Source organism: Barnesiella sp. B2-R-119, assembly GCF_023656675.1.
In the GTDB taxonomy this organism is placed as follows: Bacteria; Bacteroidota; Bacteroidia; order Bacteroidales; family Barnesiellaceae; genus Barnesiella; species Barnesiella intestinihominis.
Map to the genome: position 1 here is coordinate 87,972 of NZ_JAMOKL010000004.1, position 25,526 is coordinate 113,497.

At 46.5% G+C, this 25,526-nt stretch carries 21 protein-coding genes; 7 read left to right on the forward strand and 14 right to left on the reverse strand.

Features of this window, described 5'->3' with window-relative positions:
• Positions 1 to 18: 18 nt before the first annotated feature.
• The 4 genes from ruvB to NBH06_RS08795 form a co-directional block, all read right to left on the reverse strand.
• A complete protein-coding gene (ruvB, locus tag NBH06_RS08780) occupies positions 19 to 1,044 on the reverse strand; it encodes a Holliday junction branch migration DNA helicase RuvB (RefSeq protein ID WP_195634408.1) in 1,026 nt (341 codons plus the stop codon).
• A gap of 117 nt (positions 1,045 to 1,161) precedes the next feature.
• The gene (locus NBH06_RS08785; RefSeq protein ID WP_195634406.1) at positions 1,162 to 1,920 is read right to left on the reverse strand and encodes a lipopolysaccharide kinase InaA family protein; all 759 of its coding nucleotides are present in this window, start codon (positions 1,918 to 1,920) and stop codon (positions 1,162 to 1,164) included.
• A gap of 76 nt (positions 1,921 to 1,996) precedes the next feature.
• Positions 1,997 to 3,052, reverse strand: coding sequence for a glycosyltransferase family 9 protein (locus NBH06_RS08790; protein WP_250793884.1), 1,056 nt, complete (start codon positions 3,050 to 3,052; stop codon positions 1,997 to 1,999).
• Between the two features lie 10 nt (positions 3,053 to 3,062).
• The gene (locus NBH06_RS08795; protein ID WP_021892409.1) at positions 3,063 to 3,665 is read right to left on the reverse strand and encodes a DUF4254 domain-containing protein; all 603 of its coding nucleotides are present in this window, start codon (positions 3,663 to 3,665) and stop codon (positions 3,063 to 3,065) included.
• A gap of 216 nt (positions 3,666 to 3,881) precedes the next feature.
• Here NBH06_RS08795 and pdxB point away from each other — a divergent pair, with 216 nt between their 5' ends.
• The 5 genes from pdxB to NBH06_RS08820 all read left to right on the forward strand — a co-directional run bounded on the left by pdxB (position 3,882) and on the right by NBH06_RS08820 (position 9,106).
• Positions 3,882 to 4,997 carry a 4-phosphoerythronate dehydrogenase PdxB gene (pdxB, locus tag NBH06_RS08800; RefSeq protein ID WP_250793885.1) on the forward strand — a complete coding sequence of 372 codons (1,116 nt, stop codon included), beginning with the start codon at positions 3,882 to 3,884 and terminating at the stop codon, positions 4,995 to 4,997.
• Positions 4,998 to 5,235: 238 nt separating this feature from the next.
• A complete protein-coding gene (locus tag NBH06_RS08805) occupies positions 5,236 to 5,478 on the forward strand; it encodes an acyl carrier protein (RefSeq protein ID WP_008863150.1) in 243 nt (80 codons plus the stop codon).
• Between the two features lie 3 nt (positions 5,479 to 5,481).
• Complete coding sequence (gene fabF, locus NBH06_RS08810) at positions 5,482 to 6,744, forward strand: beta-ketoacyl-ACP synthase II (protein ID WP_195241919.1); 1,263 nt, start codon at positions 5,482 to 5,484, stop codon at positions 6,742 to 6,744.
• Positions 6,745 to 6,784: 40 nt separating this feature from the next.
• Positions 6,785 to 7,537, forward strand: a complete 753-nt coding sequence (gene rnc / locus NBH06_RS08815; RefSeq protein WP_021892412.1) for a ribonuclease III — start codon at positions 6,785 to 6,787, stop codon at positions 7,535 to 7,537.
• 72 nt (positions 7,538 to 7,609) lie between these two features.
• Positions 7,610 to 9,106, forward strand: a complete 1,497-nt coding sequence (locus NBH06_RS08820) for a GH3 auxin-responsive promoter family protein (RefSeq protein WP_195330044.1) — start codon at positions 7,610 to 7,612, stop codon at positions 9,104 to 9,106.
• A gap of 618 nt (positions 9,107 to 9,724) precedes the next feature.
• Here the strand turns inward: NBH06_RS08820 and NBH06_RS08825 are convergent.
• The 10 genes from NBH06_RS08825 to NBH06_RS08870 all read right to left on the reverse strand — a co-directional run bounded on the left by NBH06_RS08825 (position 9,725) and on the right by NBH06_RS08870 (position 22,531).
• Entirely contained in the window at positions 9,725 to 11,485 is a 1,761-nt protein-coding gene (locus tag NBH06_RS08825) for an LTA synthase family protein (protein ID WP_250793887.1), read from the reverse strand.
• Between the two features lie 230 nt (positions 11,486 to 11,715).
• On the reverse strand, positions 11,716 to 11,964 hold the full coding sequence (locus tag NBH06_RS08830) for a hypothetical protein (RefSeq protein ID WP_250793889.1): 249 nt from the start codon (positions 11,962 to 11,964) through the stop codon (positions 11,716 to 11,718).
• Positions 11,949 to 12,692, reverse strand: coding sequence for a glycosyltransferase family protein (locus NBH06_RS08835; protein ID WP_250793891.1), 744 nt, complete (start codon positions 12,690 to 12,692; stop codon positions 11,949 to 11,951). Before NBH06_RS08835 ends, NBH06_RS08830 begins: the two co-directional genes overlap by 16 nt.
• A 546-nt stretch (positions 12,693 to 13,238) precedes the next feature.
• Complete coding sequence (locus tag NBH06_RS08840; protein ID WP_250793893.1) at positions 13,239 to 14,615, reverse strand: hypothetical protein; 1,377 nt, start codon at positions 14,613 to 14,615, stop codon at positions 13,239 to 13,241.
• A gap of 389 nt (positions 14,616 to 15,004) precedes the next feature.
• The gene (metG, locus tag NBH06_RS08845; protein ID WP_250793902.1) at positions 15,005 to 17,047 is read right to left on the reverse strand and encodes a methionine--tRNA ligase; all 2,043 of its coding nucleotides are present in this window, start codon (positions 17,045 to 17,047) and stop codon (positions 15,005 to 15,007) included.
• 756 nt (positions 17,048 to 17,803) lie between these two features.
• Positions 17,804 to 18,550, reverse strand: coding sequence for a glycosyltransferase family 2 protein (locus tag NBH06_RS08850; RefSeq protein ID WP_021891256.1), 747 nt, complete (start codon positions 18,548 to 18,550; stop codon positions 17,804 to 17,806).
• Positions 18,550 to 19,233 carry a CatB-related O-acetyltransferase gene (locus NBH06_RS08855; protein ID WP_021891255.1) on the reverse strand — a complete coding sequence of 228 codons (684 nt, stop codon included), beginning with the start codon at positions 19,231 to 19,233 and terminating at the stop codon, positions 18,550 to 18,552. Before NBH06_RS08855 ends, NBH06_RS08850 begins: the two co-directional genes overlap by 1 nt.
• Positions 19,234 to 19,236: 3 nt before the next feature.
• Positions 19,237 to 20,154, reverse strand: coding sequence for a glycosyltransferase family 2 protein (locus NBH06_RS08860; protein WP_118687049.1), 918 nt, complete (start codon positions 20,152 to 20,154; stop codon positions 19,237 to 19,239).
• The gene (locus NBH06_RS08865; RefSeq protein WP_118687048.1) at positions 20,145 to 21,092 is read right to left on the reverse strand and encodes a glycosyltransferase family 2 protein; all 948 of its coding nucleotides are present in this window, start codon (positions 21,090 to 21,092) and stop codon (positions 20,145 to 20,147) included. The genes NBH06_RS08860 and NBH06_RS08865 overlap by 10 nt, the downstream gene beginning before the upstream one ends.
• Positions 21,089 to 22,531 carry a lipopolysaccharide biosynthesis protein gene (locus tag NBH06_RS08870; RefSeq protein WP_229033574.1) on the reverse strand — a complete coding sequence of 481 codons (1,443 nt, stop codon included), beginning with the start codon at positions 22,529 to 22,531 and terminating at the stop codon, positions 21,089 to 21,091. The genes NBH06_RS08865 and NBH06_RS08870 overlap by 4 nt, the downstream gene beginning before the upstream one ends.
• Before the next feature lie 625 nt (positions 22,532 to 23,156).
• On the opposite strand from NBH06_RS08870, the gene NBH06_RS08875 reads away from it, so the two are divergent.
• Complete coding sequence (locus NBH06_RS08875) at positions 23,157 to 24,104, forward strand: PorP/SprF family type IX secretion system membrane protein (protein ID WP_021890881.1); 948 nt, start codon at positions 23,157 to 23,159, stop codon at positions 24,102 to 24,104.
• Between the two features lie 3 nt (positions 24,105 to 24,107).
• The gene (gene porK / locus NBH06_RS08880; RefSeq protein ID WP_118687046.1) at positions 24,108 to 25,523 is read left to right on the forward strand and encodes a T9SS ring complex lipoprotein PorK/GldK; all 1,416 of its coding nucleotides are present in this window, start codon (positions 24,108 to 24,110) and stop codon (positions 25,521 to 25,523) included.
• Positions 25,524 to 25,526: the final 3 nt, after the last annotated feature.

Genomic DNA, 25,526 nt, shown 5'->3' on the forward strand with positions numbered 1-25,526 from the left:
GTCTCTGCTTATACGTAATTAAAACAATGTACCCTGCTCCGAAATCCGTCGCCGATTCAAATGGGTATAAGCCAAATCGGTCACCTCGCGTCCCCGGGGCGTACGCTTGATAAATCCCTCTTTAATCAAATAAGGCTCATATACCTCCTCCAACGTTCCGGGATCCTCGCCCAAAGCCGTCGCAATAGTCGTCAACCCTACGGGGCCGCCTTTGAATTTATCGATAATGACCGAAAGTATCTTATTGTCGATCTCGTCGAGCCCGTATTTATCGATATTCAACGCTTCCAAAGAATACCGTGCTATCTCCAAATCGATACTCCCCGACCCTTTCACTTGGGCAAAATCACGAACACGACGCAACAAGGCATTCCCGATACGAGGCGTTCCACGACTGCGCATAGCGATCTCGGTAGCCGCCTCATGCGTACAAGGCACGCACAACAGCTTGGCCGACCGCTTTATAATATGAGTCAATACGGCATGATCGTAATATTCCAAATGACAGTTTATCCCGAATCGGGCACGCAACGGACTCGTCAACAACCCGCTTCGGGTAGTCGCACCCACCAGCGTAAAAGGATTCAATTCTATCTGTATGGAACGCGCGCTCGGCCCTTTGTCGATCATAATATCGATACGGAAATCTTCCATCGCCGAGTAAAGATATTCCTCCACTACCGGACTCAGACGATGAATCTCATCGATAAACAACACATCGTTTTCCTCCAACGACGTCAACAATCCAGCTAAATCACCGGGCTTGTCGAGTACCGGCCCCGACGTTATTTTGAAACCCACCCCCAACTCGTTAGCCACGATATTGGCGAGTGTGGTCTTCCCCAATCCGGGAGGGCCATGCAACAATACATGATCGAGCGGCTCTTGGCGCATCCGCGCCGCCATGACGAAAACCCGTAGGTTCTCTATAATTTTCTCCTGTCCGTTAAAATCGTCGAATGACAACGGACGCAGAGCTTTCTCGAACTCACGCTCGGTATCCGAAATTTTTTGCTCTCTTATGTCGAATCGATTATTTTCCACAGGCTCTTGCGTTCACCGTATTTCAACGACAAACTTAACAATTTATTTTGTGATTACGAGAAGCCGATTGGAGTTTTTTAGAGCCATGCACAAGAATAGAACCTTAACTATTTCCTCTCATTTTAGAAAACGGAGTCTCTTCCGGCGACATTTCAAAGCATCTTTTCGCTCTATCTTGGCCCAAAACTCCCTGTGCGCCCGCAGAGCCTCCTCTATGGAAGCAGCCTCGTCCCACCCTCGTAAACGGGCATACACGCCTACAACATATCGCACGACCGACTCGTCCCGGCAAAATCGGTTGAAATTGGCCAAACACATTTTCGGAGTCATCGGCAGAAACCGCATACGGTTCAAGTCGACAATAGAAAACACGACACTTCCCTCCCGCCTGTCGAACAAAATATTTCCGGCAGAATAGTCCAAATGCAAGACCCCTTTTTTATGCAAATCTACCGTAAAAGCGGCGAACGCATCCAAAATATCCTCACGTCCGGCAATACCACCCTCCTCGAATTCTCGCATCATACGAGGATAAGAACAATTTTCCGACACAAAAAAAGAATGCTGCAAAAGTCCCCCGCTTTTTAGTTCGATATAAGCGACCGGGGCAGGGGTTTCTATTCCCATAGACCGCAATCTCAACGCATACTCATAAGCACGGGAAGCCTTGCTGGGACGGAAAAAAGTATAAGCGATTCTATTGATAAACAACGGCACTTTATAATTCTTCACCACATACCACTGCCCCTCATAAGAAAACTTGCGAAGCTCGTTTCTGGCTTTATAAATGCAATCACCCAACGTAGGAAATGAAATCGGCAGTTTTTGTACGAAATTTCGCAGCTGGCAATATGATGGATTCAGAACAAGTTTCATTTTCTGGTCATCGGGTCTTGAATAATATGATGATAAAAATACGCTTTTTCAACGATGTAAGAAAAATGTATTCAACCTATTTCTCTTTTATTAGAGTTTCTAAACTTTTCACGCGATCGACAATAGTTTCCGGGGCTATCTCCAAGCAAGCATAATCCTTTCGATAACAAGGCTTATTGCCGAATACAGAACAAGGACGACAATCCAGTGGCAACTCAACCACGCCGCTATCCGACTGTCGCCAACCTAAGAAACCGCAATACGGGTGCGTGGCTCCCCAAACCGAAACGACCGGAACCGCCACCAACGATGCCAAATGCATATTGGCCGAATCCATCGAAATCATCACGTCGAGACGGCTCATCAAAGACAGCTCGACCGCAAAGCCATAACGCTTGTCCGCCAAAGAAATCACTCCCGGATAACGCTCACGCCATAAGGACAAAATCTTCCGTTCCCGATCGCCCGATCCAAACAAAAAAATCTTTACTCGGCTTTCCTCCGATAACTTCGAAACGACCTTTTCCATACGGTCGAGCGGGTAAATCTTACCTTTATGCTTAGCGAACGGAGCCACTCCTACCCAACGCTCTCCGGAAGATTTCGGGGGCGTCAACTCCGAATACAATCCTTCGTCACCCACACCCTCATCATACAAAGAGACGAAGTTAGGAACAAAACTAAACCCGAGCGAAACAAAAACCTCGCCGTACCGTTCGAAAGAGGAACGGAGCGGACGCAGCACTTTCGCCCTGCGAGACGTTAATTCCTGTTTTTCTTTCCGTCCTTTATCGATTACGGCAACACGAATCCCCCATAATTTGAAAAAAAAGCGCAACACCTTCGTTCGCAACACATCATGCAAATCCGCTACGGCATCGATGGACAACCGACGAACCTCCCGAGCCAGATGATAAAGCCCGACAAAGCCCTTGTGCCTTCCCTTGACATCGGCGACGACAACCTGTAAATTTCTCGGAGCGTTTATGAACAACTGTGAAGCCACTTTTTGAGTAAGCATCACGAATGTGGTTTCAGGATAAGCCCGGCATACGGAATAAACCACGGGAATAGTCATCGCGACATCGCCCAATGCCGACAAACGTATAATCAGTACTTTGCGATAAGGCATAAAAAGTGTATTACTTTTTATATAAAACCGGATTCAATGCCGGATCGTTATACATCTTCATCTGCTTGTAAACCTTCATATATTTCTTGCCAGACTCTATTTCATCGAGCAACTGGGTGATCGCCATAGACAAATCGGCTCGTTGCTCCAATAAAATTCTCAGCTTTTCCCGGCATTTGGCGACATGCTCGGGAGAGGCATCCTTACGCTCTACCTCTTGTTGCATATGATAGATTTTAACGGCAAGAATCGACAGACGGTCTATGGCCCAAGCCGGACTTTCCGTATTGATGGTTGCATCCGCTTTTACCTCGACGTTGGCATACTTTTGTAAAAAATAATCATCGATCATTTCCACCAAATCGGTACGCTCCTGATTCGACTTATCAATCCTTCGCTTGATAGCTAAGGCCTCTTCGGGATCTATCTCGGGATTGCGAATAATATCCTCCAAATGCCACTGAACCACATCGATCCAATTTTTCAAACACAGATAATATTCTATACTCCCTTCCGAATAAGGATTTTCCAACGGGGCATCGACTTGGTCGAACCGATGATAATATTGTGTTGTATTCCAAAAAATACGATTACATGTTTCAGCGAAATTCATAACTTATTGCTTTAACGAATATGACTTCTTTATCACAAAAACAATTCCCGCACAGCAACCGGCGATTTCACCTCCGCCGGGCACGGCCTATTTTTGTTTCATGCAACAAACATAACAATAGTTTTACGAACTTCCGCTATTTTCCTCATATAAAAATAGCTTTTCGCTTCTTTACCCTAAAAAATTACTATTTTTGTTTATCAAAAAAACATAGCGATGAACACGATTCCATATATTGTAGCAGACAATAAAATACCCTACCTGAAAGGGATTCTCGAACCTTACGCACGAATCGATTACCTATCCCCCGAACAGATAAATGCACAAACGGTACAAGATGCCGATATACTTCTAATCCGCACCCGGACAAAATGTAATCGGGAACTGCTCGACCGAAGTCGCTGCCAATACATAGCGACGGCGACCATAGGCTACGACCATATCGATACGCTCTACTGTAAAGAAAAAGGTATCTCTTGGCAAAACGCACCCGGTTGTAATGCATCTTCTGTCGGGCAATACGTATTGTCATCATTGCTGGCTTGGAGCAAAAGCACCAGAAAAAATCTGCAAGACTGCACCATAGGCATCGTAGGAGTAGGTCACGTGGGCAAAATAGTCGCCCGATACGGTAAATTATTGGGAATGCAGGTTCTGCTCAACGATCCCCCCCGGCAGGAAGCCGAAAGCGAAACCGATTTTGTTCCTCTCGAAAAAATTTGTCGGGAAGCCGACATCGTCACATTTCACACCCCTCTGACACATGAAGGAAAATACCCGACATATCATTTGGCCGACACCGACTTTTTCAATGCCCTTGAAAAAACACCCCTCATTATCAATACGGCGCGAGGAGAAATAATAAATACCGAAGCATTGAAACGAGCGTTGAAACAAAAAAAAATATCGTCGGTTATCCTTGATTGCTGGGAAAACGAGCCGAACATAGATAAAGAATTATTGGAACAAGCCTTCATTGCCACCCCCCATATCGCTGGATATTCTGCCGACGGCAAATCGGAGGCGACACGCATGATTGTACAGTCGGTCGGAAAATGGATAAAAACCGATATCCCCACCCAAAACATCGTACCACCCGCACCGGTACGGGAAATTATCGACCTCTCCGGGGCCGCCAATCCTCTGCAACAAGCCGTATGGGAATCCTACAACCCTTTCGACGATGACCTCAGATTGAGAAAATCTCCCGAAACATTCGAGATGCAACGAGGCCTGTACCCCCTAAGGCGAGAGTTTCCGGCTTATTATATAAAAGGTATTCCCCCGACCGGTTCTCCCATTTTAGAAAATTTAGGATTTCACCTCGTATAAATATACACATTTTATACTTGTATAGAAAAGAAAAATGAATAAATAGCTCGATAAAAAATGACCCTTTTTAAACCCTTCTCACATATAAAAACACGTATTTTTTGCACATAAAATCTATAAATGTGCAAAAAACGAGTAATTTATAAGAGAAAATTTTTTTTGTTCGGAGAAAAATATATTCCTTTGCACTGCAAAAAATAAGAACGTTAATTTATTTATTAATTAAAATTTAAAAATTATGTCTGACGTAGCATCAACAGTAAAAGAAATTATCGTAGAAAAATTAGGTGTTAAAGAATCAGAAGTAACTCCCGAAGCAAACTTTACGAATGACCTCGGTGCAGATTCTTTGGACACTGTCGAAATGATCATGGAATTTGAAACCAAATTCGATATCAAAATCGCTGATGATCAAGCAGAAAAAATTACAACTGTAGGTGAAGCTATCGCTCACATCGAAAAAGCTATCGCAGAGAAATAATTTATGGAGCTTAAAAGAGTCGTAGTAACAGGTCTTGGTGCAATCACTCCGTTGGGAAATGATGTTCCCTCTACATGGGCTGCCCTTTTAGAAGGAGTAAGCGGAGCAGGACCTATTACGCTTTTCGATGCATCTGAATTCAAAACTCAATTTGCTTGTCAGGTCAAGGATTTCGATCCGTTGAAATACTTCAACGCAAAAGAAGCCCGCAAGCTCGATCGCTATACCCAGTTTGCTCTCGCAGCGACCCAAGAAAGTATTGCCGATTCGGGATTAGACCTCGAAACCGTCAATAAAGATCGTGCCGGTGTTATCTTCTCGGCAGGTATCGGCGGAATCAGCACGTTTGAGCAAGAAGTCGGGAATTATGCCGTCGCTCCCGAAAAAGGACCTCGGTTCAGCCCGTTCTTTATCCCGAAAATGATTGCAGACATCGCCGCAGGACAAATATCCATGATATACGGTTTCCGGGGACCCAACTTCGGTATCGTATCGGCATGTGCATCTTCTACCCACGCCCTCATCGACGCATATAACTATATACGTTTGGGCAAAGCCGATTTCATCGTATCGGGTGGAGCCGAAGCTGCGATCACCGTATCGGGTGTCGGAGGATTCAATGCCATGCACGCACTCTCCACAAGAAACGATTCGCCGGAAACAGCGTCACGTCCGTTCAGCGCTTCGCGCGACGGATTCGTTATGGGCGAAGGAAGTGCCTGCCTCATTCTTGAAGAATTGGAACACGCATTGGCCCGCGGGGCTAAAATCTATGCCGAAATCGTAGGAGGCGGACTCTCTGCCGATGCCTACCACTTGACGGCTACTCACCCCGAAGGTTTAGGTGCTAAATTGGTGATGCAAAACGCTCTCGACGATGCTCACATGGCTCCCGAAGAGATCGATTACATCAACGTTCACGGTACATCTACACCCGTAGGTGATAAATCGGAAGCCAAAGCGATTTTGGAAGTTTTCGGAGATCACGCATACGACCTCAACATCAGTTCTACGAAATCGATGACCGGGCACTTGCTCGGTGCGACTGGTGCATTAGAGGCCCTCATCTGTGTGAAATCTATCGATGACAGTATCGTACCCCCCACTATCAACCATGCCGAGGGAGACGATGATCCCGAAATCGACAGCAAATTGAATTTCACATTCAATAAAGCGCAGAAACGCGAAGTAAATGCAGCGCTGTCCAACACCTTTGGTTTCGGTGGCCACAATGCAAGTATAATCGTAAAAAAATTCACGAAGTAAAAACGTGTTCAGAACGATTTATAACCGTATAAGGCTCCTTATGCTGCGACATAAGGAGCCTTATGTTCTTTATCGTAAACTGTTAGGTTTTTATCCTACCGACATACATCTGTATGAACAAGCCTGTTTGCATCGTTCTTCCTCGATATGCGAACAAGGCCGGCGCATTAACAACGAACGACTCGAATTTTTGGGCGATGCAATTCTCGATGCCATCGTCGCCGATATATTGTTCCACAAATTCAAAACGAGCAAAGAAGGATTTCTCACCAACACGCGGGCAAAAATAGTTAAACGCGAATCACTCAACGAAATCGCCGTGAAATTAGGTCTCGATAATTTCATCACCTATTCCATGCGCACCAGTTCGCACAACAACTACATGTTCGGCAATGCCTTCGAAGCCCTCATCGGAGCCATTTATTTGGATAAAGGATACCGATACTGCAAAAAATTCGTCGAGACCCGTATCATCGACCCATATATCGATCTCGAAAAAATCTCGAAAGAAGAATTCAATTTCAAGTCTCGACTCATCGAATGGGGGCAAAAACACAAAGTCGATATAGAATTTGCACTGATCGAGACCATCGTCGACCAAGACAACAACCCCGTATTCCAATCGCAAGCCCTGCTCGGAGGTATATCCGGCGGGATAGGAATAGGATACTCCAAAAAAGAATCGCAGCAAAATGCAGCACGCATAGCTCTCAACCGAATCCGCAGAGACAAAAACTATCAGCAATCGGTATTAGCCACTCGGGAGAATGGGAATAACACGATCGTAACATAAAAATCATAGACAAAACAATGGGAATCACGGGAGAAATATCTATTTTTGCCACTTATTGAAAACGTTCGTCAAATGAATCCTACAAAGTTGATACGTTCGATATTTGCAAAACGTCTCTCTCAAATAGACCGTTATGCCGATTACGGCGACATCATACAGCAAAAAACACTGCTCGACCTGCTTCAAAAAGCAAAAAACACCGAATTTGGAACAAAATTCAAATTCAACGACATATCCTCCTATAAAAGTTTTGCCGAAAACATTCCCATCAATGGATATGAAGAATTAAAGCCCTACATCGAACGAACGATGAGCGGGGAACAAAATATCTTATGGCCCACACCGATACGGCATTTTGCAAAATCATCGGGAACGACCAACGATAAAAGCAAATTCATTCCCGTCAGTGCCGAATCCCTCAGATACTGCCATTATCAAGGAGGCAGCGATTGTGTAGCCCTATACCTCAGAGAAAATCCCCAAAGCCGTTTCTTTTCGGGAAAAGGCCTGATACTCGGAGGAAGCCGGGCACAAAACCCTTTTGGCAAAGCCTATTGCGGAGACCTATCGGCAATACTCATTCAAAATATCAATCCGCTCATCAACCTGATAAGAGTCCCGTCGAAAAAAATAGCGCTCATGAGCGAATGGGACACCAAGCTCGAAGCCATCGCCGAGAGCACGATCGATCGGGATATCACCAATCTGTCGGGAGTACCCTCGTGGTTTCTAGTCCTCATCAAACACATCTTAAAAAAAACAGGTCGGCAGAACCTCACGGAAGTATGGCCCAACCTCGAAGTTTTTTTCCACGGAGGAATCAGTTTCGCACCCTATCGCGAACAATACCGGGAGCTCATCTCCAACCCCGACATGCACTACGTCGAGACCTATAACGCTTCCGAAGGATTCTTCGCCGTACAAAACGACCTATCGGTTGCCGAGATGCTACTCCTCATCGACTTAGGCATCTTTTATGAATTTATCCCGCTGGGAAAAAGCAACGAACACGCCGTTCCGCTGTGGGAGGTAGAAGCCGGGCGCAACTACGAGATGGTCATCACCTCTAACGGAGGCCTATGGAGATATCGCATGGGAGACACCGTAAAAATACTCTCCACGAATCCGTTAAAGATAAGCATATCGGGACGCACCAAACACTATATCAATGCCTTCGGAGAAGAACTCATGGTCGATAACGCAGAACAGGCAATCGCCCGCACCTGCGCACAGACAGGAGCCAGCGTACTCAACTACACAGCCGCTCCCGTATACATGACCGACCACAGCAAAGGACGCCATCAATGGCTCATCGAGTTCGGCGAACTCCCCGTTCCGGTCGAAATATTTGCAGAGAAGCTCGACACGAACCTCCAAAATTTAAATTCCGACTACGAAGCCAAACGATTTAAAAGTATCGCACTCGAATGCCTTGAAATCATTCCCGCCAAAACAGGGATATTTGATGCTTGGTTACGTGACCACAACAAACTCGGCGGACAGCACAAAATCCCCCGGCTATACAATCGACGCGACATCATAGAAGAAATACTCCGGTATAACCGGTAATCCTTAATATCCGGCTTCTCAATTAAACAGAAAAACAGGGCTGCCCGACTGAATTCACATAAGAGGAAATTCCCCGCCTCCCTTGCCGCGTCCCGTAGCATTACGGGGTGTTTCCGTAGGGAAATATAGGGGGGGGGAAAGACAAACACGATACATCGTAAGGTATTAACCTCCTCCCTGCCGTGTCCCGTAGTATTACGGGGTGTTTTGCAACGCAAATATAGGGGAGGTGTCCGCAGGACGGAGGGGTTAAAAATACCCACAGCAAAGGAAACGAATTAAGGTGTCACCCTCTCCCCCTGCCGTGCCCCGTAGCATTACGGGGTGTTTCCGTAAGGAAATATAGGGAAGAAAGACAAACACGATACATCGTAAGGTATTAACCTCCTCCCCTGTGTTTTGCAATACAAAATATAGGGGAGGTGTCCGCAGGACGGAGGGGTTAAAAAATACCCACAGCAAAGGAAACGAATTAAGGTGTCACCCTCTCCCCCTGCCGTGCCCCGTAGCATTACGGGGCGTTTCCGTAAGGAAATATAGGGAAATCGGAGGGGTTAAAAACTAGAAAGAAGAAACAATATAAGAATTTGGCACGACAACAACATCTGGTTCCAATTCTCAAAAATCACTCCTAAAATAATCCCCGCGAATCATCAAGTCCGATATTCGCCACGACTGCTTCATTCTTTCTATCGCCTCGGGACAAATACCGGTTGTATCCCCGGCAATCGTCAAATTCCAAATAGCCGCGACACCCAGATGAGACGGGTCTAAAATACTCTGCCCCATACCTTTCCAGCCATAATCGTCCAGTCCGGTCAAATCCAATAATGTCGAATAAATATCTACTTGCCCCATAACTTTCTCGTACCGCATGCCCACCGGCGAATTAATCACGATAAAAGGAGTATATTCAAACGGTGAGACAAGTCCACCACCCTCTTTTGTTTCACACAACGACTGCCGCAAATAAGCCAATCCCTCATGGTCGCCTGTCACGACAATCATCGTCTCGTCGAACAACCCCTCCTCCTGCAATCGTTCGATAAACTTCCCTATTGCATAATCTGTGTAATTGGCAGCCGTCAGGTAATTGTTCAGCACCTCGGGCATTCCCGGAGAAAAAGAAATCCGTTTGTACTCATCGGGAATAATAAATGGTCCATGTCCCGAATAAGTAACCAGTTGAAAAAAACAACGAGAACTATCACCGCTTCCGGCTATCTCCTCGGCTATTTTCTCGGCACACTGTTGCAAAAACGGATAATCGCCCACCCTTTTCTTCACTCCCATTCGCTCTTCTTTCGTGAAGGACTTCTCATCATACAATCGGTCGAATCCGAAAGCCATAGCCACACCCTGCTGGTTCCACACGATTCGTTTGTCCGAGGTCATACCTATCATGCGACCTTTTTCCCCACAAGCCTGTTTCAAAGCCTTCGCCAGCGAAGGATACCTATGATTCGGGAAACGAATACTGTATGCACCGTTCGCTATCGGCAGCAACCCCGTATTCACCAACAACTGCGCATCGATGGAGCGTCCGCCGCGAACTTGCGTCTGTACCCGGGGAGCATACAACGTACATGAATCTTTCAACCAACGGTTCAAATAAGGAGTCACCTCCTTTCCCTCTACATTCCGTTCCAGCATCCACCCCTCGAACGACTCGGCGAGAATCACCACACAATGCCTCCTGTGTTCCACCCCGGAAACCGGATACGATCTCGATGCGGCCGAGAGCCACCGTTCTATCTCGCTGTGAATCTCCGGCGTAATAGACATGCTCTCCTTGACGAACTCATAGCACAAAGTCCCGAACACCGTGAACGTCGGTGTGGCACAAGTATTTCGTTTCTCATACGACCGTTGGAATCCACCTCGGGCAAACGTCAATCCCATCGTCGCTACGACACAAATCAAGAAGCCCGCTGCAAACCATACGGCCCGACATCTCGTTTCCGACCGACTCGACAGCAAATCCCCGTATCGGGAAGTATAAAACAACAATCCCAAAGTCATCGCAAAGAACAACCCGTCGCACCATCGGACCGATGCATACACGCTACCCATGAAATCAGCCAAATTACCCGCAAGGAAATAACTGTTCCACGGTATCGCCGTATAATATGTCCGCCAATACATCAAATTGGCAACCAGCAAAATATCCAATAAAAAACACACGATACCGGCATACCACCTCGATCGAAAAAACACCGTGGGGAAAGCGAGCAACAAGGCGATAGCACCCTTAATCAGATAAGACTCCGGCTGGCTGAACGACTGAAAAGTCGTGTCCGAACTCCATATAACATCAAACAAAATAAATTTCAAGAAAATACAAACGGCCAATGCGACCGGCAAACTCCACCTTTTCATAAACGATTTTACATCTTAATTGAAAGTTTCTTTTACCGGTACAAATATAATATATTAATCAACTACAAAGATTTCCAAACAGACATTTCTTAAAAAATAATAAAATAAAGTTAGATATTATTTGTTTTTACAAACTAAACCTATTGATCAAATAAACAATCTGTAATATCGGAAAAACAGACTTCTCTTTTCTTCCCACTAAAATCAGTACCTTCTTTTGTTTTATACCCCTATTTTTTCCATGGTCTCTTTGAATCAGGAACCAAAGCATGAGGATAATTCTCATTCAAGTACTCACCGTTCAATACCTTTTCATATTTTTGCAAATAAGCTTTTGCCATAATCTCGGCATTAAATAAATCTCTCGCATATTCATGACAAATCATTGGAGAATAGACAACACCTTCTTTCAAATGCAAGATCATTTCCGACTCACTATCGGTAAGAAAGCCCACTTCTGGCTTTACCAGTTCAGGCAAAGAACCATAAGGAGTAGCAAATACCGGTGCTCGAAATAAAGGCTCTCCGTAATAGCCAGACCAAAAGGCTCGTCCCATTTGACAGGGAATATCAATCCTTTGGAGTGTTGTAAATATCTATTCTTTTTCACGCCTCCTACCATTCCCTTAAAACGGGCTTTCGAAGTAACCGTAAAACGCATACCCATTTTAAAATTAAACCGATAACCGCCCAAAATATATATCTTTTCATTCGGTAAGGCTTTCACTACATCTATTGCCCCTTGAACATTCTTGACCCGCCACGCCGCCTTACCTAAGAAATGATAATAATGACGAGAAGCATTCAAATCGACAGGCCCATACTCGTCCCAATCCAACCCGTTATAAACAAAAGAGTCGCTATTATATCTCGACGCATGATCTTTGGAAACAAATATAGCATTTCGATCCAAATCACCACCCATAAAATTACCATGATAGGTCACGACATAAGGTTTCTCGAATCCACAAGGAGCAGTACCGTTGAAATGAACCACATCTACATCTTGCGGAATCTGTTTGATAAGATCCACAGCAGAATCGTAAGGTATCACCGAAGCAAAATCGCACGTAGAACCAGCCTTTGCTAAAAAATAAACCTTATGCCCCATCTGGGTTAACGCCTTCCCCAAAGACCACATAACACGCTGAGTACCTCCATAATTAGAAACAGGAATCAGCGAGTTGAGAAATAACAAAATACGCATACTTATATATAATATTATACAAATAATGCGATTATTTCTCGATGCTGCAAAATTTTATACTTTTTTTACTTAGAAAATAAAGAAAGAATTTCGAGAAAGGCGAAAAAAACTTTTACCGATTTCAAGAAGATAAACAGATATTCACAGCGCATTCACAGTAATGAATATAGAGTCGAGCTTAACCCTCCTCCTTGCCGTGTCCCGTAGCACTGCGGGGTGTTTCCGTAAGGAAATATAGAGGGAGAAAGACAAACACGATACATCGTAAGGTATTAACCTCCTCCCCTGTGTTTTGCAACGCAAATATAGGGGAGGTGTCCGCAGGACGGAGGGGTTAAAAATACCCACAGCAAAGGGAACGAATTAAAGTATCACCCTCCTCCCCTGCCGTCCCGTAGCATTACGGGGTGTTTTGCAATGCAAAATATAGGGGAGGTGGCACGTAGTGACGGAGGGGTTAAGAACCGTAGATGAAATAAACAAGAATGCCCGGCACAAAAGCGACCTTATTGAAAGTCTGTCGACGACTATAAAAAGGAACGACTGTCAACCGATACGATGATCCACCTCTTTGGTGTAAGTCTCTTTGGCTGTATGCCTGCCCACAATCTGCACCTCATGGCTAAGGACCTCTTCTTTCATCTCTTCCTTGCCATGCCCGCAAGCCGGGCACACGAAATGATTGGTAATCCTCCTCACCATCGATGTTTCCACATAATCCTCATACGTCACGAGATCGGTGAAACGTCCCACTCGATAGGACTGTATACGGTATGAATTCTCCCCATATCCGGACTCTATTTTCCGATGTTTCCAACCACCGATATAATTCTTTTCATTGCGCCGTCCTATTTCTCGGGAGCCTCGCTTTACACGCTCGAAAGGCAGACCTTTTTGCCGATTCTTAAACTCATGATTCATAAGTTTCTTGCAATGTGGACAACGCAAGCCGCCATAAAGCGTCCAAAAAAACAATGCCCCCAATAACACGATGACCACGGTAGCCGGAACCACCGACCACCATATTACCCCTTGTACCAACAATAAGGCACACCACACCGCAGGACCGGCTATCAACAACACACCCAGCAGACCATTAACCGCCCAGTTAGGAACCCAAACGAGCGGAAGCCTTGTCCAAAGAAGGATAACCAGCAAAAACATAGGGATATACCCTATCAAGCAAGTCCACAAGATATTGGTCACGACACTGTCGAATGGCGAAAAAGAGTGGAATTCACGAGTAGAGATCAACGGCGATGCATAATCGACCAGCCGGCCGAGCAATACTCCGGCCGCTCTTTTATTGCGCCAATGTTCGAGAGAATAGTCATCGACCGTACCATCGGGATTAAAAGTAACGACAGGACGCAACTCCCTCCCGATCGAATCCACGACATAAAATCCAAACTCACCGACCATCTTCCGCCCTTGCGGTTTCAAATATTCGGCATGGATATAATCGTTCTGCAACGACTCCAAAGTAGAAGTAGTATCGGCCATCAAAACCTCGAATTTTTCTTGGGTAATGAAATAAGAACTCAAAGTCCGACGCTTCGGAAGCGAAAGGCTCGGCACTTGGTCTCCTACGATATCTGCTGCAATAAATCCCCTACGACGCCCGTCGAGAGTCTCCGCCCAAAAGTTACGCCCCTGACGGGCAAGCAACCGCAACGATTTCCCCTTGCCTATCCTCACACTATCAAGGTTGGTGCCTACATATCCCGTTTTAAGATAACCGGTATGAGCGACAGCTACCTCCTTGCCATCGGGAAAAGATTCGTCTCCGCTCAAAGCCAAAGCGACAAGCACCCCGGTCACCGCCAACCCTAAAATTGCCTGCCACCATACCGGCAAATTGAAAACAAGCCGAAACGGCCAAATTAAAAAATCTTTTAATGAGTTTAACCGTGGTAATTGCATAATACGATAATAAATGAAATACGATCTTACTTTTAGAATTGAAATGCGGGGAACTCTTATAGATTAAATTTGTATAAAATTAAAAATAAAAACAATGTCAAAGCATGCAATAGGTAAAAAATTCCATTCACAAAATAAATTTATTGATACGGCTCTATTTCCCGAGGCACAACGCAATGGAACAAAAAAACTATATTATTCACCTCCCCTGCCCTGTCCCGCAGCATTACAGAGTATTTTCACAAGGGAATATAGGGGGAGTACCCATAGGGCGAGGGTGGAGGTAAATTTTCAAAAGAAACTGAGAAACAACATCTTTTCAAGCCGAACTAAAAAAGCCCCGATACTTCGTTCGGTATCGGGGCCACAATTTTTATCAAGATTCCAAGTTATTTCACTTCCGAACCGGGAGCGATTTCATCGGTCGCCGGGGAGATGACAATCAAACGCCCGTCGGCATCCTCGGCCGAAAGAATCATACCCTGCGACTCGATACCCTTCAATTTGCGAGGTTCGAGATTAGCCACGAAGCACACATTCTTACCCACCAAATCTTCGGGAGCATAATGCTTGGCGATACCCGATACGATCGTGCGACCGCCCAAACCATCGTCGATACGGAATTGCAGCAACTTGTCGGCTTTGGGCACTTTCTGGCATTCCAGCACTTTACCCACCCGAATATCCAATTTCATGAAATCGTCGAAAGCGATATTCTCCCGTATCGGCGCAGCCTTGTGATTCTTCAATTCATTGGCCTTCTTCGTCTCCAACAACTTGTTCACCTGTGCCTCGATCACGCTGTCTTCTATCTTCTCGAACAGCAACTCGGCCTTACCCAACTCGGCTCCGGCAGGCAAAATATCGGTACGTCCCAGCATATTCCAGTCACAATGTCCCAAATGCAACATTCCCCGCAGCTTCTCGGCAGAGAAAGGTAGGAATGGTTCGAAAGCGATAGCCAGATTGGCCGTAATCTGCAACGAAAGGTTCAATATCGTCGCCACCCTGTCCATATCGGTTTTCGCCAGCTTCCACGGTTCGGTATCGGCAAGATACTTGTTCCCGATACGAGCCAGATTCATCGCCTCCTTCAAGGCATCGCGAAAACGGTAATGGTCGAGGTAATTCTCCACATCGGCTTTCACATCGGCAAACTCCTTCAATGTTTCCCGGTCATAGTCGGTCAATTCACCCGCAGCCGGTACTTTCCCGTCGAAATATTTATGAGTCAGCACCAAAGCTCGATTCACGAAATTGCCGAGAATAGCCACCAATTCATTATTATTACGCGCTTGGAAATCTTTCCAAGTGAAATCGTTGTCTTTCGTCTCGGGAGCGTTGGCCGTGAGCACATAACGCAATACGTCCTGTTTGCCGGGGAACTCTTCGAGATACTCGTGTAACCATACCGCCCAGTTTCTCGAAGTGGAAATCTTGTCACCTTCCAAATTCAAGAACTCATTGGCCGGCACATTATCCGGCAAAATATAACTCCCCTCGGCTTTCAGCATCGCAGGGAAAACAATGCAGTGGAATACGATGTTGTCCTTGCCGATAAAGTGAACCATCTTCGTATCCTTGTCTTTCCAATACAGTTCCCATTTGTCGGGAAGCAACTCTTTGGTATTCGAGATATACCCGATAGGAGCATCGAACCACACATACAACACCTTACCTTCGGCGCCTTCCACCGGTACGGGAACCCCCCAATCGAGGTCACGGCTCACCGCGCGAGGTTGTAACCCCATGTCGAGCCACGATTTGCATTGTCCATACACATTCGGTTTCCATTCCTTATGCTCTTCCAAAATCCATTGGCGCAAGAACGGTTCCCACTTGTCGAGAGGCAGATACCAGTGCTTTGTCTCCCGCAAAACAGGCTGATTTCCCGTAATGGCCGATTTGGGATTAATCAAATCGGTCGCATTCAACGATGTGCCGCAAGCCTCGCATTGGTCGCCATAGGCATGTTCGTTGCCACAGTGCGGACAAGTCCCGGTAATATACCGGTCTGCGAGGAACTGGTTAGCCTCCTCGTCGTAATATTGCATCGAGGTTTTCTCGATAAATTCGCCTTTATCGTACAACTTCCGAAAGAAATCGGATGCCATTTCACTATGAATCTTGGAAGTCGTGCGAGAGTAAATATCGAAAGAGATTCCGAACTCCTCGAACGATTTTTTAATAATATTGTGATAACGGTCTACGATATCCTGCGGGGTCACTCCTTCGGCCTTCGCCTTAATCGTGATAGGCACGCCATGCTCGTCGCTACCGCCGATCATGATCACATCTTCGCCTTTCAACCGCAGATACCGGGTATAAATATCTGCCGGGACATATACTCCCGCCAAATGACCTATATGCACAGGGCCGTTAGCATAAGGCAAAGCGGTGGTAACCAATGTACGTTTGAAATTCTTCTCCATATATCGTATTATTTTCTATCGAATCACTTGGATTAAAGAGGCTCTGCACCGATCGAGACCGGTCTACCGCAACCTCTGGAATACAACTCATTTTTTTTCAGAGTGCAAAGATAGTGCAAGCCGAGAGTAGAAACAAATTTACTTGGTTATACCGAGGTGCAATCTATATTCGCATACTGCAAAGATACAAATTTCCCACCGAACGGAATGCCTCGAATTATATTTTTACGGTATAGACTCATGAAACTTGCCCACAAGACAACTTCTCGGGATAGTTTAAAGACCTATTCATTCAACCCCTCCGTCTCTACGTGCCACCTCCCCTATATTTTGCTGTGCAAAACACCCCGCAATGCTACGGAGCACGGCGAGGGAGGAGTTTAAAGATGTTCGAAATGCATTTTAGCCCTCTCCCCCTGTGTTGCCATAAGGGAATATAGGGGGAGTGTCCGCAGGACGAGGGGGTTAACCCTTACAGTCAAAAATTTTATGCCATCTTTTTCACGCCCTCTCCTCAGGAACTACCGTTTCTTCGGTCTCTTCCCTATATTGTTTACACAACTCCCCGCAATGCCACTGGACACGGCAGGGGAGAAGGACAAATACGATCCATCTCATTCGATAAATAATGAGATAGAAGGGCATTAAATCTCTTTTCCTGTGTTTTGCACAGCAAAATATAGGGGAGGTGGCACACAGTGACAGACAGAGGGGTTAAATGTAGGCAAAGAGGATTACAGATTTTAAACATACCGTCTACTCCCGTCCCGAAAAACGAGCGAAAGCGAACCGCACGGCAAACCACAAATGACGCAAGAACGTCGGTAAAGTCCCGTAATATCGGCACATAATCTCGTATCTCTCCTGCAACGAAGCCTTTCGGTTGGCGGTAGTGACCCCCTCATTCAAATAATCGATAAGCACCTCGTGCGTATGAGTTATCGTTCTCGCCATTTGCATGCACCGGATACACCAGTCGAAGTCGGCGGAGAAACTATACCGCAAATCATATTCCGGCGCAATCTCCCGGCGAACGATAAACGCCTGATGGCACACCAGCATCCCCATGCGAAAACTCTTCACCGATAACCTTTCGGGAGCCTGTAACCTCCGCATGGATATAAAACGTCTTTCCGAATCGACCAATGCCGTCTCTCCATAGACAATATCGGGGTCGTTTTTTTCGATGGAATCGGCGATTTTCTGCAATGTATCAGGCTCGTGAAACGCATCGCCGGCATTCAGAAAAACGAGATAACACCCTCGTGCTTTACGCAAACCCTTGTTCATGGCATCGTATAAACCCTTGTCGGGTTCGCTCGTCACCGACGAGACCGCTGCCGAGTGCTGCGCAATCGCAACCGTACCGTCGGTCGATGCACCGTCCACGATCAAATACTCATAGTCGGTAAACGTCTGTCGTTCCACACTTTTCAACGTAGCCGGCAAAGTCCCGGCAGCGTTAAACGTAATCGTAATAATCGAAAAAAGCGGCCGTCCCATTACAATCCGTTTTTCATGAACAATCCGATATCCGAGAAACTGTCCGCCTCTTTCCGAAGTTCGTCGAACGGACGTTCCCACCATCGCGAAGCCAACAGATAAGCAATCTGCTCATCGTCGAACCGTTTCCTGATTTCCCGGGCAGGTACACCGCCCACAATCGCATAAGGAGCCACATCGCTCACCACCACGGCTCCGGTAGCAATCACCGCCCCCGTACCGATTCGAATCCCCGACATCAACGACACGTTGTTCCCAATCCACACATCGGCTCCCACCTCTACGCTCACTCGTCGTTCCCGATCGAGATACCGGCAGTCCTCATACCGCTTTTCCCGGACAAACGAAAACCCCGGTTGCCCGTTGGGAGAGAAAAAAGCCGGGTGAGTAGATACGAAGGTGCGGGTCGGATGCTGTCCGTTGACGATACGGACATTCCGACCGATCGAACAAAACGCACCGACCTCTGCATCGGTGAAATTGCTCCCTCGGCAAATATAAGTGCCCCGGCCGATACGGGCGCCGGCCAACAAAACATTGTCCTGTATGGTATTATATCCGGCCAATCGGGTACGACCGTCGATATAAGCCTTGTACGAAACCCTCGAATGACGAGCCAGTCGATAATAAAACTGCATGAAAAACATAACGATACGACTGGCTAAACGAGTCAAATCCCTCATAATCTATCTCTTTTTACGATTGAATACACGAATCCACAGATTCCCGATGAATACTTTCAATTTATGCCTGTACGAATAATTATAACGATAGGTTCGGGAATAGACTTTTCGGGCGAGCAAGTTCTCTTTTACCGGTGAAATGGGAACTACCGCTATCGGATTCATCGACAAAGTCTGCGTGCAAAGCTGCATAGTATTGCAATGCGTTCCGCTTCCGTCGAATCCCGCATTATCGACCAACGAACGGCCCGTGCCCAACATCAGCTTGTCACACAGAAACAGCGATGCATACCACCGTATGAACCACGAGTTATTCCGACCCTCGATTTGGTCGCGCAACATCTGGGTAAAGTGGAAACCTCCGTCCAAATCGAATTGCCTGCACAAATCCCGTCGTTCGATTTCCTGCAACGATTTTCTACCGTTTGGCTCGAAATATTGCCATGCACGGCTCCAAGTTCCCCACCCCCAACTGTTACACCAGCGTATCAAAAACGTATCGGGCAACTCTCCTTTATGGTCGAGCATGTGGCAAGTCACATGGCAAACCTCCTCCGTATCTTTATAAACTTCCAGTGCCTCGTTCATAAAACGCAGAAAATAAGGAGAAACGATCAAATCGTCTTCCAAGACGATCACCCGGTCGTGCGTCTCCAAAACCGAAGTCACCCCCGCAATCACATTGGCTGCCAGCCCCTTGTTCTCCGGTCGCTCCACGACATTCAACCGTTTGAATTTCCACGGTTCGGCAATCACCCGACGCACGGCGGCCACCGCCTCCTCGCTGCCCTGTTTCGCGCCGTCGGCGAAAACATACAATTCGCTTTCCGCCGCCAGCTCGTTCCGCTCCAAATATTCCAGACAAGCGCGCGTATGTTCAGGACGATTATAAACGAATAAAACAATCGGGGCTAACTCCATATCGGTTTAATTTTTGAATGAACATTTTCCAAAAACACAGGTCTTCCCTGTTTGCAAAATCGCTTGATTTCTGCAATAGAAGGGTATCGACACAAAAGCCGGACACTTGTGCCTGTATAAAAACAAAATTCTTTGAATCTTCCCCGCAATAAAGCGAGCACGCCCGGCTTCAAAGGAGCTAATACCCCCCCCCACAGACACTTAGCCATTCCCGAATTTAAATCCGAAACAACCGACAAATAATAAACCCTATCCAATTTCATTTGTGTCTGGCGGGTAATCGGTCGATTTTGCCGGTCATGACACCCCGAAGTCAACGGAGTGTATCCCACCCGATAACCATAGAATCGCATTCGGTGAATATAGTCCACATCTTCGCCATAATGAAAAAACAACGGCGAAAAACCTCCCACCTTTTTCAACGCCGACACCGGGATAAACCAGAAAGCCGCATTAACGAAAGCTGCTTCGACGATATCCGATTTTTTCGATGAAACCGCCGATGCTCCCCCTACATACTTGGCGAACGAACCGTCGAGATGCTCCCCCTTCCCGTCAAGATGCACCGGCGAAAGCACTCCGTAATCGGGATATTTTTCTGCCAACCCCACCAAAGTCCCCACCGTATTCGCCTCTATCCACGCATCCTGATTCACGAGAAACACATAATCGTAATCCTCCTCCAACGCCATTCTCATGCCGATGTTATTCGCTTGCCCGAATCCGAGATTTTTCCTACTCCGCACAAGACGAATCCATCGATACCTCTCGGCGATGATCGACACCGTCCGGTCGGTCGAAGCATTATCGATTACCACAAGATCCGAGGGGTAATCCGAATCCCGAATACTACTCAGACATCGTTCGATCCACGGCTCGAAATTATACGAAACGATCACCGTCAAGACCCTCGGTCGAGCAACTGCTACCTCGTTCACGCTTCACCTCCTCTCTTCACACGACTCTTCAACATCGACAGCATCTCCTGCAACATCTCCAATTTCAACATGTATGCTCCGCCCAAATACAAAACGACATAAACGACCGGGACAAGACACAACCGCCACAAATCGCTCGGCAAAAGCAGATAAACGCCGCACGAGAGTATCGCCGACGCCAACGCCAAGATAAAATACGGAAAAATATCTTTCACATACTCCCCGAAACCGTATCCGAGAAAGCGACGGGCAAAAAAGATCGAAGCCGCCAGAGACAACACCGAATAAGAAATCCACCACCCTATCAGCCACAAAATGCCCGAAGAATAAAACAAAGCGATACCCGCAAACAAATAAATCTTTTTCCCGATTTCCAGTTGTAAATTCAGCCGGGAATAGCCCAGACTATTGAACAAATCGAAAAACAAAATAATAAACGGAGAGCATATTCCCGAAAAACAAAGCAAGCGGAAATACGGCACGGACGGAACCCATTGCTCTTTCAACATGATCGATATGAGCGGATACGAAACGACGACCATCAACAGCATGATAGGAAAAATGAAAAATGCGATGGCCCGTACATTCTTCCGGCAAATCCGTTTCAACCGTTGCAAATCGTCTTGCACCTTCGAGAAAACAGGGAAAGCGACCGAACGGAATATATTGCTGATAAGCGAAGAAGCTATATCCTGATACTTGTCGGCCTGAGTATAGTAGCCGGTCTGCGTCATGCCATAAAACTTACCGATGATAATGGGATATATCTTGTTAAACACATTGTTGATAATACCCGAAACGACCAAGTTGGAACTATATCCGAAAAACTCCCGCAACGAAGCCATGCGAAATATCCATCGGGGACGCCAGTCGTTAAACACCCAGAAAAAAACAGCCCTGAAAAACGAGAGTCCGAGTGTCTGAGCCACCAACGACCAGACTCCCATACCGCCGTAAGCCATCGCAATGGCAACGACCGAAGCGATACCCAACGACCACAAATTGACACGAGCGCTTACAGAGAGCTTGAAATGCTTCAACAACAAAGTCTGCTGTATAAGGGAAAGTGCATTCAACGGAATCACGAGAAACAAAATCCGGCAGATATATATCAAATCAGGGACTTTAAAAAACACTGCAATATAAGGAGCTGCTGCATACAACAAACCATACAGCACGCAACTGATTGCCACATTCACATAAAACACCGTGCTGTAATCGGCCTGAGTAGCCTCCTTTTTCCGAATCAAAGCCGAAGAAAAACCGCTGTCGATCAATATCCCCGACAAGGCGATAAATATCGTGAGAACCCCCACCTTGCCATAATCCTCAGGAGAAAGTTGACGAGCGAGAATAATACCGGCGACAAGATAGAACAACTGCTGTCCCAACTTGTCGGCCGTGCTCCACACGAGCGCTTTCGTCGTCTTTCTCTTCAAATTCTCCTCCATCAGCTAAATGAAAGTCGATAACCTTCTGCTCCACAAAGATAGTGAAAGGTGAGTGCAGAGACAAACGAAAACCTTGTTTCCGATTTGACTATGCCGAACCGCAGCCTATCTTCGTACTCACAAAGATAGCGAAAGGTGAGTGCAGAGGCAAACGGAAATCTTGTTTCCGATTTGACTATGCCGAACCGCAGCCTATCTTCGTACTCACAAAGATAGCGAAAGGTGAGTGCAGAGGCAAACGGAAATCCCGTTTCCGATTTGACTATACTGAACTGCAATCCTATCTTCACATGTACAAAGATAGCGAAAGGGGAGTGTAGTGGCAAATGAAAACGTAGTTTTCAATTTGACAATACCGAACCGCAGCCTATCTTATCCAAAGATAATGAAAGTCGAAAGCAAAAAACTCGATCGAGCTTATCTTTTTGTGAACAAGATAAGCTCTGCGGGACTAGTCTCGCATTTTTCGGAGCGAAAAAGCACTCATATATTTTCTCTTTTCGTAATTTCGCATCCGAAAACAGTTGTGTCAAACAATTTTAAAGGCTATTTTCAGTTATTATAAATATCCGGACTTCGGTGTGCACCCCCCGAAAAGTCTGGAAAAGAGAGTATGCAGATTGTAAGAATCGTTATTCTAACCCTGTGTTGTTTGGTCTTTGCCACAGCAAAGGCTCAGATCGATACGCAGTTCAGCCAATACTGGGCTCTGCCCGGCTATTACAATCCGGCAGCGGCGGGAAGTTCCGACAAACTCAACATACTCACCTCCACCCGGCAACAATGGATAGGTATGCCGGGAGCCCCTCAAACCTATTTCGTAACAGGCGACATGCCTTTCAAATTCTTGAAACAGAACCACGGAGTAGGACTGGTCGTCACTTCCGAAACCGAAGGGCTATACTCCCATCTGATTTTAGGAGCGCAATATGCCTTCAAAATCAAATTATGGAAAGGAGTACTCAGCCTCGGCATACAACTGGGAATGCTCGACGAACGTTTCGACGGCACACAAGTCAGCATACCCACGAGCGATTACCATCAAGCCACCGACGACGGAATCCCCACTACCGAGTTACAAGGCATGTCGTTCGATATGTCTTTCGGGGCATGGTACACCCACCCGTGGTTCTATGCGGGAATTTCGGTCTCACACCTCAACGAGCCATCGATCACCTTTGAAGACAAATACGAAACATACATCGGCAGATCCTATTATTTTATCGCTGGGAGCAATATTCCCATTAAAAACACGTTATATGAAGTGCAGCCCTCCATGATGGTGAAAAGCAACCTCAACATCACGCAGTACGAGTTATCCTGCCGTGTAAAATACAACAAACTGTTCTGGGGAGGCCTTTCGTATCGCTGGAAAGACGCATGTATATTTATGATAGGTGCGGAATATAAAAACTTTATAGCGGGATATGCCTACGACTACCCGGTATCGGCCATTGTAAAAGCCAGTAGCGGAAGCCACGAAGTATTTCTCGGATACAGTTTGAAACTCGACCTGTCCGATAAAAATAAAAATAAACACAAAAGCATACGCATAATGTAGCCTATGAAAAAGATAATCGTGTATATCACCCTTGCCATTCTCGTCGCAGCATGCGCACCTTCGTCGCGCCATAGCGGTGAAGTTACAGGTGTCGGAGGTACGGCATGGAATGAGCCTACACCCTACGGTATGGTTCTCATTTCTCGTGGATCCTATAAAATGGGACCGGCCGAGAAGGACAGTATTTGGGGAACACAACAAGAACCGAGGGCTGTCTCTATCGATGCCTTCTGGATGGACGAAACGGAAATCACCAACTCAAAATACAAACAATTTGTATTCTGGGTACGCGACTCTATCATTCGGGAACGCCTCGCCGATCCCGCCTATGGAGGTAACGAAGTGTTCAAAATCGAAGAAGACCGGGAGGGAAACCCCATCAAGCCTCGGTTGAATTGGGATAAAGCCATTCCGTGGAGAAATCCCAATGAAGACGAAGCGCGAGCCATCGAAAGCGTGTACAGAATCAACCCCATTACGGGAGAGCGCCAACTCGATGCCTCCCAAATGAACTACCGCTACGAGATCTTCGATCACACCGAGGCATCCAAACGGAAGAATCGTCTCGACCCGGCACGCCGTGACCTCAACACCGACCATACTCCCGACTACGATGAAATCGTAATGATATCCAAAGATACCGCATATATCGACGAAGACGGGCGTATCATTCGCGAGACCATCACACGGCCATTAGGCAGCGAGTTTGACTTCCTCAATACCTACATCGTCAATATCTACCCCGATACCACCGTATGGGTAAACGATTTCGAGAATGCCTACAACGAGCCATACGTGAGACTCTATTTCTCCCATGCCGGCTATAACGACTATCCGGTCGTAGGAGTTTCGTGGGAACAAGCGAATGCATTCTGCGCTTGGCGCACCGCGCTCTTGAAAGGTTCGGTGGGACGTAACGCCGTTGTTATCGAACCGTACAGACTTCCCACCGAAGCCGAATGGGAATATGCGGCAAGAGCCGGGAAAAACGAAAATAAATTCCCGTGGACGGGTAACCTGCCTATGGCCGAAAAAGGGTGTTTCTATGCCAACTTCAAGCCCGATGACGGGAATTACGTGAAAGACGGAAACCTCATCACTTCGCCGGTAGGCTCCTATTCCCCGAACGAGTTCGGATTATACGACATGGCCGGTAACGTATCGGAATGGACTTCGACAGCCTATACCGAAGCCGTATCGCAAAACACCAGCGACCTTAACCCCGAATACAAATATAATGCGGCCAAAGAAGACCCCTACCGCATGAAACGCAAAGTAGTCCGGGGCGGTTCGTGGAAAGACGTTTCCAACTTCATTCGTTCCGATATCCGCATGTGGGAATACCAAAACGAACAACGATCCTATATCGGATTCCGTTGCGTTCGCTCTCAAATCGGATTCGCAAAAGCAAAAAGATAATAT

Bases quoted from the DNA above. Each gene is read 5' to 3' on its own strand.
- NBH06_RS08855 (WP_021891255.1), bottom strand. From the start codon at position 19,233: ATGAGGGATTTGACTCGTTTAGCCAGTCGTATCGTTATGTTTTTCATG.
- NBH06_RS08875 (WP_021890881.1), top strand. From the start codon at position 23,157: ATGCAGATTGTAAGAATCGTTATTCTAACCCTGTGTTGTTTGGTCTTT.
- NBH06_RS08860 (WP_118687049.1), bottom strand. From the start codon at position 20,154: ATGGAGTTAGCCCCGATTGTTTTATTCGTTTATAATCGTCCTGAACAT.
- NBH06_RS08785 (WP_195634406.1), bottom strand. From the start codon at position 1,920: ATGAAACTTGTTCTGAATCCATCATATTGCCAGCTGCGAAATTTCGTA.
- porK (WP_118687046.1), top strand. From the start codon at position 24,108: ATGAAAAAGATAATCGTGTATATCACCCTTGCCATTCTCGTCGCAGCA.
- rnc (WP_021892412.1), top strand. From the start codon at position 6,785: ATGCTGCGACATAAGGAGCCTTATGTTCTTTATCGTAAACTGTTAGGT.
- NBH06_RS08795 (WP_021892409.1), bottom strand. From the start codon at position 3,665: ATGAATTTCGCTGAAACATGTAATCGTATTTTTTGGAATACAACACAA.
- fabF (WP_195241919.1), top strand. From the start codon at position 5,482: ATGGAGCTTAAAAGAGTCGTAGTAACAGGTCTTGGTGCAATCACTCCG.
- NBH06_RS08820 (WP_195330044.1), top strand. From the start codon at position 7,610: ATGAATCCTACAAAGTTGATACGTTCGATATTTGCAAAACGTCTCTCT.
- pdxB (WP_250793885.1), top strand. From the start codon at position 3,882: ATGAACACGATTCCATATATTGTAGCAGACAATAAAATACCCTACCTG.
- NBH06_RS08825 (WP_250793887.1), bottom strand. From the start codon at position 11,485: ATGAAAAGGTGGAGTTTGCCGGTCGCATTGGCCGTTTGTATTTTCTTG.
- metG (WP_250793902.1), bottom strand. From the start codon at position 17,047: ATGGAGAAGAATTTCAAACGTACATTGGTTACCACCGCTTTGCCTTAT.
- NBH06_RS08850 (WP_021891256.1), bottom strand. From the start codon at position 18,550: ATGGGACGGCCGCTTTTTTCGATTATTACGATTACGTTTAACGCTGCC.
- NBH06_RS08805 (WP_008863150.1), top strand. From the start codon at position 5,236: ATGTCTGACGTAGCATCAACAGTAAAAGAAATTATCGTAGAAAAATTA.
- NBH06_RS08835 (WP_250793891.1), bottom strand. From the start codon at position 12,692: ATGCGTATTTTGTTATTTCTCAACTCGCTGATTCCTGTTTCTAATTAT.
- NBH06_RS08840 (WP_250793893.1), bottom strand. From the start codon at position 14,615: ATGCAATTACCACGGTTAAACTCATTAAAAGATTTTTTAATTTGGCCG.
- NBH06_RS08790 (WP_250793884.1), bottom strand. From the start codon at position 3,052: ATGCCTTATCGCAAAGTACTGATTATACGTTTGTCGGCATTGGGCGAT.